The sequence below is a fragment of the Pseudomonas sp. GL-B-12 genome (assembly GCF_019955895.1).
GTDB lineage: Bacteria > Pseudomonadota > Gammaproteobacteria > Pseudomonadales > Pseudomonadaceae > Aquipseudomonas.
Genome location: NZ_JAHBCX010000007.1, coordinates 94457 through 108315 on the forward strand (window position 1 = coordinate 94457; position 13859 = coordinate 108315).

The following is a 13859-nucleotide window of genomic DNA, read 5'->3' on the forward strand; positions in this document are numbered from 1 at the left end:
CCCTGTGCCAAACGCCCATTCAGCCTAAGGCTTGCCAATGCCCAAATCTGTTGACCGTATTCCGCCAATGCCGCGCATACAGGCACTTGACCCGAAAAACTCCGAACAGAGCTGGGAAAGTGCCTCGCAACTGTTGGCCGCGCTCAACGGCGCGCGCCTGGGTGCCTGGTATTGGGACATCGAGCGCGGGCAGATCAGCTGGTCCCGGGGTACGCAGGCGTTGTTCGGCTTCGACCCCCGCAAACCGTTGCCATCGGATCTGGAATACCTCGACCTGCTGCCCCCGGAGGATCGCGCGAAAACCCTTCGCGCATTCCACGCGGTCATTGCTGGCGCGCCGCTGGAGCAAGCGATGCGTCACCGCATCCGCTGGCCCGATGGCAGCCTGCACTGGCTGGAAATCAACGGCAGCCTATTACCGGACAAGCACGGCAGGCCACGGATGATCGGCGTAATCCGCGAGATTACCCACCAGCGCCAGCGCGAACAGGCGTTGAGCAGCTCGGAAAAACGCTTCGCCACCCTGTTTCACCTGTGCCCGAACATGGTCCTGCTGACCCGCCAGGAAGACGGCCTGATTTCCGAAGCCAACCAGTATTTCGAAAGCCTGTTCGGCTGGCCGGTGCAAAACGCGATCGGCCGCACCACTCTGGAGCTGGGCCTGTGGGTGCACCCCGAGCAACGGGACGAACTGGTCAAGGCCACCAAAGCCAAAGGCGATCTGGTCAGCATGGAAGTGCAGTTTCGTGCCAGCAATGGCCAGGTCCACGACGGCATCCTCAGTGCGCAAAAAGTCGAGCTCGAAGGCCAACCCTATCTACTGAGCACTTTCCTTGACACCACCGAACGCAAAATCGCCGAACATGCCCTCAAGGACAGCCAGGAGCGCCTCGACCTGGCCCTGGACTCGGCGCAACTCGGCACCTGGGACTGGCACATTCCCAGCGGCATGCTCTACGGATCGGCACGGGCCGCCCAACTGCACGGCCTGGACGCCAAACCCTTTCACGAGTCCTTCGACGAGTTCTTCGAAGGCGTGCCCGGCGAAGAACGCGACACCATGCGCGACGCTTACCGCAGCCTGCGTGAAGGCCCGGCCGGCAACTATCAATTGACCTACCGCGTGCAGTTACCCGACGGCAGCTCGCGCTACCTGGAAAGCCGCGCCCGCCTCTACCGCGATGACAACGGCGTGCCGGTGCGCATGGCCGGCACATTGCTCGACATCACCGACCAGGTCGAGCGCGAGCAACGGCTGGTGGCCTCCGAAGAAAAATTCGCCACGCTGTTCCAGGTCAGCCCCGATCCGATCTGCGTCACCCACCAGGACTCCGGCCAGTTCATTGAAATCAACTCCAGCTTCACCCAGACCTTCGGCTGGAGCACTGCCGATGTGATCGGCCGCAGCGCCGACGAAATCGGCCTGTGGGACGCTTCGGCGAAAAGCCTGCGACGGATCGAACAAGTGATCCGCGAACAAGGCCTGAACAACGTGGCCATTCTGGTCCAGCACAAGGACGGACAGGTCCTGACTTGCGTGATTTCCAGCCGCCAGATCAGCGTCGGCGACCAGGCCTGCATCGTCACCACGCTGCGCGATATCACCCAGCAACAGCGCTCGGAAGCGGCGCTCAAGGCCAGTGAAGAGAAATTCGCCAAGGCCTTTCACTCCAGCCCCGACGCCATCACCATCACCGAGCGCGACACCGGACGCTATCTGGAGGTCAACGACGGCTTCTGCCGCCTGACCGGTTACCGCGCCGAGGAAGTGGTGGGCCGCACGGTGTATCAGGTGGGGATATGGGCGGAAGAAAAACAACGCTCGGCGCTGCTGGCGGAATTGCAGATCAAGGGTCGGGTTCATCACCAGGAAATGCTCGGGCGCAACAAGCGCGGCGAACTGCTCACCGTCGAAGTCTCGGTGGAACCGATCACCCTCAATGAAACCGCCTGCCTGCTGTTGACCGCGCGAGACGTCAGTCTGCTGAAAAACGCCGAAGCGCAGATCCGCCACCTGGCCTACCACGACCCACTGACCAACCTGCCCAACCGCGCCTTGCTGATGGACCGCCTGAGCCAGCAGATCGCCCTGCTCAAACGGCATAACCTGCGCGGCGCGCTGATGTTCCTCGACCTCGACCACTTCAAGCACATCAACGACTCCCTCGGGCACCCGGTGGGCGACACGGTGCTGAAAATCATCACCGCGCGCCTGGAGGCCAGCGTGCGCATGGAAGACACCGTTGCGCGCCTGGGCGGTGACGAATTCGTGGTACTGCTCAGCGGTCTCGAAGGCTCGCGCAGTGAGGTCAGCGATCAGGTTCGCGAAGTGGCCGACACCATCCGCGAGCTGCTGTCCGAACCGATGTTCCTCGACGGCCAGCGCCTGCAAGTGACACCCAGCATCGGCATTGCGCTGATCCCCGATCACGGCTCGACCCCGACCGACCTGCTCAAGCGCGCCGACATCGCGCTTTATCGCGCCAAGGACTCGGGGCGCAATACCGCGCAGATGTACCACAACACCATGCAGAAGGCCGCGAGCGAACGCCTGCGCATGGAGACTGACTTGCGCCTGGCGCTTTCCCGGGGCGAGTTTCGTGTGCATTACCAACCCCAGGTCGACGCCCGGGGCGACCGCATTGTCGGCGCCGAGGCACTGGTACGCTGGAATCATCCGGAGCTCGGCGCGCAATCACCCGCCGAGTTCATCAAGGTACTGGAAGACAGCGGGCTGATTCTGGAGGTCGGCACCTGGATCCTCGACGAAGCCTGCCAGGCCTTCAAGCAGTTGATCGACGACGGTCTGGTGAACCCGTACAAATTCAGCCTGTGCGTGAACATCAGCCCGCGCCAGTTCCGCCAGAACGACTTCGTCGAACGAATCGAAAACAGCCTGACCAGCTATGGCCTGCCCTGCTCCCTGTTGAAGCTGGAAATCACCGAAGGCATCGTCATCCATAACCTGGAAGACACCATCAGCAAAATGCGCCGCCTGAAAAAACTCGGCGTGAGCTTCGCCATGGACGACTTCGGCACTGGCTACTCCTCACTGACCTACCTCAAGCGCTTGCCGGTCGACACCCTGAAAATCGACCAGTCGTTCATCCGCGACGCCACCAGCGACCCGAACGACGCCGAGATCATCCGCGCCATCGTCGCCATGGCTCGCAGCCTGGATTTGAAAGTGATTGCCGAAGGGGTGGAAACAGCGGAGCAGCTTGAGTTCCTGCAGGGGCTGGAATGCCATTTCTACCAAGGGTATTTGCATAGCCAGCCGTTGCCGGTGGAAGAGTTTCAAAAACTGCTGAAGTAGCGCTTTTTTAAAGGACAAGGCACAAAAAAGGCTCAGGCCGCTTCAGCCACCGGCAGCCCCAGCAAACGCGAGACATTATCCAGCTCGGTCTCACGACGCAGCACGGTGAACAGCTCCACCGCCTCGGGATAATTGCGGGTCAGCATCGCCAGCCATTGCTTCAGGCGACCCGGCGACTGGCGTGGCGTCATCTGTGCCTTGGCCTGCAACCAGAAGTCCTGAATCAACGGCAGCAACTCGGCCCAGGTCATCTCGACGACCTCCTCACCGGCCCGCGCCGCGGCGATCTGCCGGGCAAGGTCCGGACGCGAAACCAGGCCACGACCGAGCATGATGTCTTCCACACCGCTGATTTCGCGGCAGCGACGCCAGTCTTCGACGCTCCAGATGTCGCCATTGGCGAACACCGGCACCTTGACCACGTCCTGCACCCGCGGAATCCACTCCCAGTGTGCTGGCGGTTTGTAGCCGTCGACCTTGGTCCGCGCGTGCACCACGATGTGTTCGGCGCCACCTTCGGCCAGGGCCGTGGCACACACCAGCGAACCGTCCGGGCTGTCGAAGCCCAGGCGCATCTTGGCGGTGACTGGAATGTGCGCGGGGACGGCACGACGAACGTGCTCGACGATCTGGTTGAGCAGCTCGGGCTCCTTGAGCAGTACCGCGCCACCACGGGACTTGTTCACGGTCTTGGCCGGACAGCCGAAGTTCAGGTCGATCACTTCGGAACCCAGCTCGCAGGCCAGCGCGGCATTTTCCGCCAGGCACACCGGATCGGAACCGAGCAGTTGCACACGCAGCGGCACGCCTGAGGCCGTCCGGGCACCGTTGAGCAACTCCGGGCCGAACTTGTGGAAATAGGCAGGTGTGAGCAACTGGTCGTTGACCCGAATGAACTCGGTCACGCACCAGTCAATACCACCCACGCGGGTCAGCACATCGCGCAGGATGTCGTCGACCAACCCCTCCATGGGCGCCAAAGCAATTTGCATGAAAAACACACTCGAGGAAAAACGTGCGGCAGTTTACTGGATTATCAATGGAAAGACTCGCCCATACCCTGTGGCGAGGGGGCTTGTCGGACCGCCGTACCGCCCCGTTGGGTCGCGAAGCGGCCCCGGCATTTCGTCAGATAAATTGCATCGACAGGTTTTGCGACTGCTTCGCAGCCGAACGGGGGCAAGCCCCCTCGCCACAGGAATCAGCGTCAGGCCGGGGTTTGTAGCGCCGGGCCATAGCCCTCGATGAATTCTGCCGGCATGCGCTTGGGCTTGCCGGTGGACAGTTCGATGCAAACGAACGTGGTCTGCGCGCGCAATAGCGTGGTGTTGTCGCTGGGGCGGATCAGCTGGAAGTGCCGGGTCATTTTCAGGCGCTGGTCCCAATCGATGATCCAGGTCGCCAATTGCAACTCATCGTCCTCATAGGCAGCCGCCAGGTAATCGATCTCGTGGCGCACCACCGCCATCGCCCGGTCCAGCCGTCGATATTCGACCAGGTCCAGGCCAAGGCGCTGGGAGTGGCGCCAGGCACAGCGTTCGAGCCAGGTCACGTAGACCGCGTTGTTCGCGTGCCCCAACCCGTCAATGTCCTCGGCGCTCACTTGCAGATCAATGATGAACGGCGTTTCCCGATCCCAGCCCATGCCCGACTCCCTGGTCAGATAATTTCGACCGGGGCAGTGTAACGGAAGCTCAGGCGGATTGGCGTGATTGCAGACTGCGCCCGGCCAGCAGTGATAACACGCCATCAATCACCCGCGGGTCGGCCAACACTCGCTGATGACCACCGTCTTTCAAACGCAACAAGCGGCTGTCGAACCACGCTTCGTGAATCAACTGGGATTCCTTCACAGAGACAAGGTTGTCGTCTTCGGCGTGGACAATCAGGCCGGGCATGTCGAGTTGATAGTGCGCGACATCCAGCGTCGCGGCTCGCATGCCGACGTCTTGCTCGACCTGGCGAATGAATGCCGAGCGGGCCTTCGGTGGCAACCCGACATAGCGGGCAAAACCACGCAACACGCCGAGAATTCGCGCCGGAGCGGCAATGGTGACCAGGGTTTCGGTGCGCAAGCCCAACTGGACCGCGAGCATCGCACTGGCGCCGCCCATGGAGTGGCCGATGACCGCTTGCAGGGGTGGCAGTTCGGCGGCCGCTTCAAGCATGGCGCGGGCGAACAGCACCACATTCGCCTCACTGCCCGGTGAGCGACCGTGGGCCGGACCATCCAGGGCCACGACCGAGTAACCGGCATCGACCAGCGCGGTGATGAGGCTGGCAAACTGCGTTGGCCGCCCTTCCCAACCATGCATCAGCAAGACTGCCGGGCCCTGCCCCCAGCGCAAGGCCGAGAGACCGAAACGCAGGGTAATCCGCTCAGACTTCGCCAACAGCGGCAGCTCCCAGTCACGCAGCGGCAGATCCCGTGGCGTCATGAACGCCTGTCGCATTTTGCTTGCGACCAGTTTCGGGGCAAACCAGCCCAAGGTGCCATTAACGCCACGAACCCACTTTAACGTGCTCATCGCATTCTCCTCAGGCCGCAGCCTTCAGGTCAACGCACTGCCGATTTGGCGGCACGCAGTAATCGATCGGACAACTCTCCCGGCCCCAGCGCCCGCGCCAGAGCCAGCCCACCCACCATCAAGGCCATGTCGGCCAGGGCTTTTTCGGTTTCTTCAGGGCTGGCCGCCAACTGCGCGACCATCAATTCCACATGCTCATTGAGCGCGACACGAAACGCTTCCGGCAGCCGCCCCAGTTCGCCGACCGATGCCGGGATCGGACAGGCCGATTCGGAGGAATCACGGTGCTTGCGCGACAGATAAAACGCTGCCACCAACGCGCGGCGCTCTTCGCCGGTCAATTCCGCGTCCATGTCGGCAATCAGGTCGCGGCGGTGACCGAGCAATTGCCTGAACGCCTCGAGCATCATCGCGTCCTTGCTTTCGAAGTGGGCGTAGAAGCCGCCGACCGTCAGGCCCGCTGCACCCATCACTTCGCCCACACTTGGCTCGGCCGGGCCGCGCTGAATTAGCGCTGCGCTGGCAGCCTTGAGGATGCGTTCGCGGGTTTGAGCTTTTTTATCGTTCATCGTTGCCTCCAAATATTACGATTGAAATATTATTCTCATAATAAATTTTAGCAAGTCATGGATGTGACCGCTGGTCTGAAGAACAGTTTTTTGGAAATGGAGGAATTTGGCCAAACGCCAGACAAACAAAAGGGCCATTCAATAATTGAATGACCCTTATAAATCCCGCAGAGCGGGTAATCGTGGCGTCCCCTAGGGGACTCGAACCCCTGTTACCGCCGTGAAAGGGCGGTGTCCTAGGCCACTAGACGAAGGGGACACAAACCCTTCTATACAACTGATCAGTGCTGAGAGCTGATCGATTCAAGGCCGGTGTGGCCAGACCTTGAACTGTAAAATTGGTGGAGCTAAGCGGGATCGAACCGCTGACCTCCTGCATGCCATGCAGGCGCTCTCCCAGCTGAGCTATAGCCCCGGATTTTTCGCCTCGCGGCGGAACGACATCTTGCAACATCGCTTCTGTAAAACTGGCGTCCCCTAGGGGACTCGAACCCCTGTTACCGCCGTGAAAGGGCGGTGTCCTAGGCCACTAGACGAAGGGGACGCAAACCCTTCTATACAACAGACCAACGCTGAGTGTTGATCGCTTCAAGGCCGGTGTGGCCAGACCTTGAAGTGTAATTTGGTGGAGCTAGACGGGATCGAACCGTCGACCTCTTGCATGCCATGCAAGCGCTCTCCCAGCTGAGCTATAGCCCCTCATCGTTGATTTCATCGCTGAGGACGGGGCGAATCTTAAGGGCGTATCGAAAGCCTGTCAAACTTATTTTTCAAAAAATTTAAAATTTTTTGCCGACATAACAACCACTTACCGCCCTCCCCCCATAAATTCGGGGGAAAACGCCGGAGGACAGGAACAAAAGATCCCGGCCTCCGACGGCTACCGCAGAGTCAGGCGTGCTCAGGCGATAGCGCCCAGCAGCTTTTCCCACTCTTTGTTTTCTTTCTTCGACACGCCGCCCAGCAGGTCAATGGCCTGGCGCAGACGGAAACGGGTCAGGTCCGGCCCGAGGATTTCCATCGCATCGAGCACCGACACCGAACTGGCCTGGCCGGTGATCGCAGCGAACATCAGCGGCATGGCATCACGCAGCTTCAGCTCCAGGGATTCGACCACCGCCTGAATGGTCGCGGTGATGCTGTCCTTCTCCCACTGACGCAGGCTTTCGAGCTTCCACAGGATCAACTGCATCAACTGGCGGACCTGATCGCCCGAGAGCTTCTTGGATTCGAACAGCTTGGCATCGGGGTTCACGCCACCGGCAAAGAAGAACCCGGCCAGCGGTGCCACCTGGCTGAAGGTTTCGACGCGGCCCTGCACGTGCGGCGCGATCTTCATCATGTATTCGGAATTGAACGCCCACTTCTGCACGCGCGTGGCGAACTCTTCCACCGGCAGGTCACGCAGCCATTGGCCGTTGAGCCACGACAGTTTCTCGATGTCGAAGATCGGCCCGCCGAGGGACACGCGCTTGAGATCGAAGTTGTCGACCATTTCCTGCAACGAGAACTTCTCGCGCTCGTCCGGCATCGACCAGCCCATGCGCCCCAGGTAGTTGAGCATCGCTTCCGGCATGAAGCCCATGCGCTCGTAGAACGTCACCGAGGTCGGGTTCTTGCGCTTGGACAGCTTGCTCTTGTCCGGGTTACGCAGCAGCGGCATGTAGCACAGCTCCGGTTGCTCCCAGCCGAAGTACTCGTACAGCAGGATCAGCTTCGGTGCCGATGGCAGCCACTCTTCGCCGCGCAATACGTGGGTGATGCCCATCAGGTGGTCGTCGACCACGTTGGCCAGGAAGTACGTCGGCAGGCCGTCGGTCTTCATCAGGACTTGCATGTCCATGCGGTCCCACGGGATTTCAACGTCGCCACGCAGCATGTCCGGCACCACGCAGACGCCTTCGCTCGGTACTTTCATCCGGATGACGTGGGGCTCACCAGCCGCCAGGCGACGGGCAACTTCTTCCTTGGACAGCAGCAGCGCGCGGCCGTCGTAACGCGGGGTTTCACCGCGAGCCATCTGCTCGGCGCGCATCTGGTCCAGCTCTTCGGCGGTGCAGAAGCACGGGAAGGCATGGCCGAGCTCCACAAGCTGCTGGCAATACTTCTGATAAATATCGCCGCGCTCGCTTTGACGGTACGGACCGTGCGGGCCGCCGACGTCCGGGCCTTCGCTCCAGTCGATCCCCAGCCAGCGCAAGGCGTCGAAAATCTGCTGTTCGGACTCGCGGGTCGAACGCAGTTGGTCGGTGTCTTCGATCCGCAGGATGAACTCACCGCCGTGCTGCTTGGCAAAGCAGTAGTTGAACAAGGCGATGTAGGCGGTACCTACGTGGGGATCCCCGGTAGGCGATGGCGCGATGCGAGTGCGGACGGTGGTCATGGCATGTCTCGAAAAGAATAAAAGCGAAGTTCAAACAAGGCGCGAATGGTAACAGGCGACACCCGCCCGGCTCCAGTGAACAGGGCATTTAAGCCAAGGTTGCGTCTGTAACGCCCGTATGACGCGGTGAATGGCCGAATATCGGCCAATGGCATTTACCGTTAATCGGCTGTATGCCAGATTTGCCTGCTGATAACTTCTCTTACAATTTCTCGACTACAGTTTGCCTCATGCCTGCCCAACTCAAGCGTCGCCTGTCCTTTTTCCTGCTGATCATCCTGTTGATTGCCGGGGGCCTGTTCGCCCACTGGTTCTTCAAGGGGCGCTTTTATGAAAGCACCGACAACGCTTATGTCCAGGGCGAGATCACCCGTGTGTCGAGCCAATTGGGCGCGCGCATCGATCAGGTATTGGTGCAGGACAACCAGCATGTCGAGAAAGGCCAGTTGCTGGTCAAACTCGAAGGCGACGACTTCCGCCTCGCCGTCGACCGTGCCAACGCGACCCTCGCCACCCGCGAGGCCGAACGCCTGCAAGCCCAGAGCAAACTGACCCAGCAGGCCAGCCTGATTGCCGCCAGCGAAGCGCAAGTCGCGTCCAGCCAGGCCAGCCTCGGTCGCTCGCAGATCGACCTGACCCGCGCCGAGACCTTGCGCAAACCCGGCTATGTCTCGGAAGAACGCGTGACCACCCTCTCCGCCGAATCCCACATCGCCCGCTCGCAAGTGGCCAAGGCCCAGGCGGACGCGCAAAGTCAGCGTCAGCAAGTCAACGCACTGAACGCCGAGATCAAACGCCTTGACGCGCAGATCGCCAATGCCAAAACCGACCTGGCCCAGGCCGAACTGAACCTGACCCGCAGCGAAATCCACGCGCCAATCAGCGGTCTGATCGGCCAGCGAGCAGCCCGCGAAGGCCAATACGTGCAGGCCGGTGCTTACCTGTTGTCAATCGTGCCGGACGAAGACATCTGGATTCAGGCCAATTTCAAGGAAACCCAGATTGGCCACATACAGCCCGGCCAGGAAGCCGAACTGACCTTCGACGCCTACAACGACACCCCGATCAAAGCCCGGGTCGACAGCCTGTTCGCCGCCTCGGGTGCGCAGTTCAGCCTGTTGCCGCCGGACAATGCCACGGGCAACTTCACCAAAGTCGTACAACGGATTCCGGTAAAACTGACCTTCGCCGCGGACAATCCGCTGCGCGGCAAGATCCGCCCGGGCATGTCGGTCACCGCCAAGGTGAACATCAAGGACGCCCCTGAAGATGTCATCCCCAAAGTGAGCCACAAAGACGCCCCTGACGATGGCCGGTGATCAACTGATCCGCCCGGTCGGCGAACCGACCCGGCGGGACTGGATTGCGGTGATGAGCGTGATGCTCGGTGCGTTCATGGCGGTGCTGGACATCCAGATCACCAACTCCTCGCTCAAGGACATCCAGGGTGCGCTGTCGGCGACCCTGGAAGAAGGCTCGTGGATTTCCACCTCGTACCTGGTGGCGGAAATCATCATGATCCCGCTCACCGCCTGGCTCGTGCAGTTGCTGTCGGCCCGGCGCCTGGCGGTGTGGGTGTCCCTCGGATTCCTGGCCGCGTCCCTGCTCTGCTCCATGGCGTGGAGCCTGGAAAGCATGATCGTGTTCCGCGCCCTGCAAGGCTTTACCGGTGGCGCGCTGATTCCACTGGCGTTCACCCTGACCCTGATCAAGCTCCCGGAACACCACCGCGCCAAAGGCATGGCCATGTTCGCCATGACCGCCACCTTCGCGCCCTCCATCGGCCCTACTCTTGGTGGCTGGCTGACCGAGAACTGGGGCTGGGAATACATTTTCTACATCAACATCCCGCCCGGCCTGATCATGATCGCCGGCCTGATGTACGGCCTGGAGAAAAAAGAAGCCCACTGGGAGTTGCTGAAAAGCACCGATTACGCCGGCATTCTCACCCTCGGCGTCGGGCTTGGTTGCTTGCAGGTGTTTCTGGAGGAAGGCCATCGCAAGGACTGGCTGGAGTCGAACCTGATCGTGACCCTGGGCAGCATCGCGCTGGTCAGCCTGATCAGCTTTGTGATCGTGCAGTTTTCCAAACCCAATCCACTGATCAATCTCGGCATCCTCGGCAACCGCAACTTCGGGTTATCCAGTATTTCCAGCGTCGGGATGGGGGTCGGGCTGTACGGCTCGATCTACCTGCTGCCGCTGTACCTGGCGCAGATCCAGAACTACAACGCCCTGCAGATCGGTGAAGTGATCATGTGGATGGGCGTGCCGCAACTTTTCCTGATCCCGCTGGTGCCCAAGTTGATGAAGTTCGTCTCGCCGAAATGGCTGTGCACGCTGGGCTTCGGGCTGTTCGGGTTGGCGAGTTTCTCTTCGGGCGTGCTGAACCCGGACTTTGCCGGGCCGCAGTTCAATCAGATCCAGATCATCCGCGCCCTGGGCCAACCGCTGATCATGGTGACCATCTCGCTGATCGCCACCGCCTACATCCTGCCCCAGGATGCGGGATCGGCCTCGAGCCTGTTCAACATCCTGCGCAACCTCGGCGGCGCCATCGGCATCGCCCTGCTCGCCACGCTGCTGGATGCACGGACCAAGGTTTACTTTGACTACTTGCGTGAATCCATCGTGCCGAGCAATCCGCAGGTGGCCGAACGGATCGCCTCACTGGCTGATCGGCTGGGCAATGAAACGGCAGCACTGGGCAAACTCAGCGAGATCGCCCACCAACAGGCGTCGATCATGGCCTATAACGATGCGTTTCACTTTGTCGGGATTGCGCTGGGGATCAGCATGGTGGCGGTGTTGCTGACCAGGAAGTTGCCGGAGGGGTTGAAGGCGGGTGAAGCACACTGATATCGAGTCATACACAACATTGTGGCGAGGGGGCTTGTCGGATCGCCGCACCGCCCCGCTCGGCTGCGCAGCAGTCGCAAATCCGGCACACTCGATAATCCTGATCGACCGAGCCAAATAGCCTTAGGGCCGCTTCGCAGCCCAACGGGGGCAAGCCCCCTCGCCACAGGGACCGCGTTTCAATTTCAGACCGTCAACAACCGCTCACGCAACTTGGCAACCTCGTCGCGCATCTGCGCCGCGGCCTCGAACTCCAGGTCTCGGGCGAGCTGGTACATCTTCTCTTCCAGGGCTTTAATGCGCTTGGCGATCTCGCCCGGCGAGCGCAGTTCGGCTTCGTACCGGGCGTTTTCCTCGGCGGCCTTGGCCATGCCTTTGCGCTTCTTGCTGCGCGAACCGGGCACGGTGGCGCCTTCCATGATGTCGGCAACGTCCTTGAACACGCCTTTGGGGGTGATGCCGTTGGCCAGGTTGAAGGCGATCTGCTTGTCGCGACGGCGCTCGGTTTCGCCGATCGCGCGTTCCATGGAACCGGTAATGCGGTCGGCATACAGAATCGCCCGGCCATTGAGGTTACGCGCCGCCCGACCGATGGTTTGGATCAGCGAGCGCTCGGAACGCAGGAAACCTTCCTTGTCGGCATCGAGGATCGCCACCAATGAGACCTCCGGCATGTCCAGGCCTTCGCGCAGCAGGTTGATCCCCACCAGCACATCGAAGGTGCCGAGACGCAGATCGCGGATAATCTCGACCCGCTCCACGGTGTCGATGTCCGAGTGCAGATAGCGCACACGCACGCCGTGATCCGCCAGATAGTCAGTCAGGTCCTCGGCCATGCGCTTGGTCAGCGTCGTGACCAACACCCGCTCCTCGACCGCCACGCGCTTGCTGATTTCCGACAGCAAATCGTCGACCTGGGTCAGTGCCGGGCGGATCTCGATTTGTGGGTCCACCAGCCCGGTCGGGCGCACCACCATGTCAATGACGCGCCCGGCGTGCTCGGCTTCGTAGTTGCCCGGGGTCGCCGAGACGAAAATCGTCTGCGGGCTGATGCTTTCCCACTCATCGAAACGCATCGGCCGGTTGTCCAGGGCCGAAGGCAGGCGGAAGCCGTATTCGACCAGGGTTTCCTTACGCGAGCGGTCGCCCTTGTACATGGCGCCAACCTGCGGAACGCTGACGTGGGACTCGTCGATCACCAGCAAGGCATCGGCCGGCAGGTAATCGTAAAGGGTTGGTGGCGCCGCGCCGGCTTCACGACCAGACAGATAGCGCGAGTAGTTTTCGATGCCGTTGCAGTAACCCAGTTCGAGGATCATCTCCAGGTCGAAACGGGTGCGCTGCTCCAGGCGTTGGGCTTCCACCAGTTTGTTGTTGGAGCGTAGGTATTCCAGACGCTCCTGCAATTCCACTTTGATGCCTTCGACCGCGCCCATCAGGGTTTCCCGTGGCGTCACGTAGTGGCTCTTCGGGTAGAAGGTGAAGCGCGGCAGTTTGCGAATGACTTCGCCGGTCAGCGGATCGAACGCCGACAGGCTTTCCACTTCATCGTCGAACAGCTCGATGCGGATCGCCTCGAAATCGGATTCCGCCGGGTGGATATCGATCACATCGCCACGCACGCGGAAGGTCGCACGGGCAAAATCCATGTCATTGCGGGTGTACTGCAGGTCGGCCAGGCGGCGCAGCAATTCGCGCTGATCGAGCCGGTCGCCGCGATCCACGTGCAACACCATCTTCAAGTAGGTTTCCGGGCTGCCCAGACCGTAGATGCAGGACACCGTGGTGACGATGATCGCGTCCTTGCGCTCGAGCAATGCCTTGGTTGCGGACAATCGCATCTGTTCGATGTGGTCGTTGATCGAGGCGTCTTTCTCGATGAAGGTGTCCGAGGACGGCACATAGGCTTCCGGCTGGTAGTAGTCGTAGTAGGAAACGAAATATTCCACCGCGTTGTTCGGGAAGAATGCCTTGAACTCCCCGTACAACTGCGCCGCCAGGGTCTTGTTCGGCGCCAGCACCAGGGTCGGGCGCTGCACCTGGGCGATCACATTGGCGATGCTGAAGGTCTTGCCCGAGCCGGTCACACCGAGCAGCGTCTGGTGCGCCAGCCCGGCTTCGATACCCTCGACCATCAGGCGGATGGCTTCCGGCTGATCGCCGGCGGGCTCGAAACGGGTGACTAGCTGGAATTCAGACATGAA

Annotated in this window: 9 protein-coding genes and 4 tRNA genes; 3 read left to right on the forward strand and 10 right to left on the reverse strand. The window is 61.0% G+C overall.

What is annotated here, in order from left to right; all coding sequences use genetic code 11:
* Window positions 1-37 precede the first annotated feature (37 nt).
* Complete coding sequence (locus KGA85_RS04435) at window positions 38-3316, forward strand: PAS domain S-box protein (protein ID WP_223454276.1); 3279 nt, start codon at window positions 38-40, stop codon at window positions 3314-3316.
* 32 nt (window positions 3317-3348) lie between these two features.
* Here KGA85_RS04435 and KGA85_RS04440 read toward each other — a convergent pair whose 3' ends face one another.
* From KGA85_RS04440 to gltX, 9 genes are all read right to left on the reverse strand, one after another.
* A complete protein-coding gene (locus tag KGA85_RS04440) occupies window positions 3349-4308 on the reverse strand; it encodes a tRNA dihydrouridine synthase (RefSeq protein WP_008050845.1) in 960 nt (319 codons plus the stop codon).
* A 215-nt stretch (window positions 4309-4523) separates the two neighbouring features.
* A complete protein-coding gene (locus KGA85_RS04445) occupies window positions 4524-4961 on the reverse strand; it encodes an acyl-CoA thioesterase (protein ID WP_223542939.1) in 438 nt (145 codons plus the stop codon).
* A gap of 49 nt (window positions 4962-5010) precedes the next feature.
* Window positions 5011-5844 carry an alpha/beta fold hydrolase gene (locus KGA85_RS04450; RefSeq protein WP_223454272.1) on the reverse strand — a complete coding sequence of 278 codons (834 nt, stop codon included), beginning with the start codon at window positions 5842-5844 and terminating at the stop codon, window positions 5011-5013.
* 29 nt (window positions 5845-5873) lie between these two features.
* The gene (locus KGA85_RS04455) at window positions 5874-6413 is read right to left on the reverse strand and encodes a TetR/AcrR family transcriptional regulator (protein WP_057715584.1); all 540 of its coding nucleotides are present in this window, start codon (window positions 6411-6413) and stop codon (window positions 5874-5876) included.
* 183 nt (window positions 6414-6596) lie between these two features.
* A tRNA-Glu gene (locus tag KGA85_RS04460) sits at window positions 6597-6672 on the reverse strand.
* Between the two features lie 80 nt (window positions 6673-6752).
* Window positions 6753-6828, reverse strand: a tRNA-Ala gene (locus KGA85_RS04465).
* A gap of 53 nt (window positions 6829-6881) precedes the next feature.
* Window positions 6882-6957: transfer RNA gene (locus KGA85_RS04470), tRNA-Glu, on the reverse strand.
* 79 nt (window positions 6958-7036) lie between these two features.
* Window positions 7037-7112: transfer RNA gene (locus tag KGA85_RS04475), tRNA-Ala, on the reverse strand.
* A 202-nt stretch (window positions 7113-7314) separates the two neighbouring features.
* Window positions 7315-8796: a glutamate--tRNA ligase gene (gene gltX, locus KGA85_RS04480; protein ID WP_223454270.1), complete on the reverse strand. Its 1482-nt coding sequence runs from the start codon at window positions 8794-8796 to the stop codon at window positions 7315-7317.
* Window positions 8797-9026: 230 nt separating this feature from the next.
* On the opposite strand from gltX, the gene KGA85_RS04485 reads away from it, so the two are divergent.
* Together KGA85_RS04485 and KGA85_RS04490 are read left to right on the forward strand one after the other, a co-directional pair.
* Entirely contained in the window at window positions 9027-10115 is a 1089-nt protein-coding gene (locus KGA85_RS04485; protein WP_223542940.1) for an HlyD family secretion protein, read from the forward strand.
* A gap of 49 nt (window positions 10116-10164) precedes the next feature.
* The gene (locus KGA85_RS04490; RefSeq protein WP_223454386.1) at window positions 10165-11655 is read left to right on the forward strand and encodes an MDR family MFS transporter; all 1491 of its coding nucleotides are present in this window, start codon (window positions 10165-10167) and stop codon (window positions 11653-11655) included.
* Window positions 11656-11840: 185 nt separating this feature from the next.
* Here the strand turns inward: KGA85_RS04490 and uvrB are convergent, their stop codons facing one another.
* A complete protein-coding gene (gene uvrB / locus KGA85_RS04495) occupies window positions 11841-13856 on the reverse strand; it encodes an excinuclease ABC subunit UvrB (RefSeq protein ID WP_223454266.1) in 2016 nt (671 codons plus the stop codon).
* Window positions 13857-13859: the final 3 nt, after the last annotated feature.

Bases quoted from the DNA above. Each gene is read 5' to 3' on its own strand.
- KGA85_RS04445 (WP_223542939.1), bottom strand. From the start codon at position 4,961: ATGGGCTGGGATCGGGAAACGCCGTTCATCATTGATCTGCAAGTGAGC.
- KGA85_RS04440 (WP_008050845.1), bottom strand. From the start codon at position 4,308: ATGCAAATTGCTTTGGCGCCCATGGAGGGGTTGGTCGACGACATCCTG.
- KGA85_RS04485 (WP_223542940.1), top strand. From the start codon at position 9,027: ATGCCTGCCCAACTCAAGCGTCGCCTGTCCTTTTTCCTGCTGATCATC.
- KGA85_RS04455 (WP_057715584.1), bottom strand. From the start codon at position 6,413: ATGAACGATAAAAAAGCTCAAACCCGCGAACGCATCCTCAAGGCTGCC.
- KGA85_RS04450 (WP_223454272.1), bottom strand. From the start codon at position 5,844: ATGAGCACGTTAAAGTGGGTTCGTGGCGTTAATGGCACCTTGGGCTGG.
- uvrB (WP_223454266.1), bottom strand. From the start codon at position 13,856: ATGTCTGAATTCCAGCTAGTCACCCGTTTCGAGCCCGCCGGCGATCAG.
- gltX (WP_223454270.1), bottom strand. From the start codon at position 8,796: ATGACCACCGTCCGCACTCGCATCGCGCCATCGCCTACCGGGGATCCC.
- KGA85_RS04435 (WP_223454276.1), top strand. From the start codon at position 38: ATGCCCAAATCTGTTGACCGTATTCCGCCAATGCCGCGCATACAGGCA.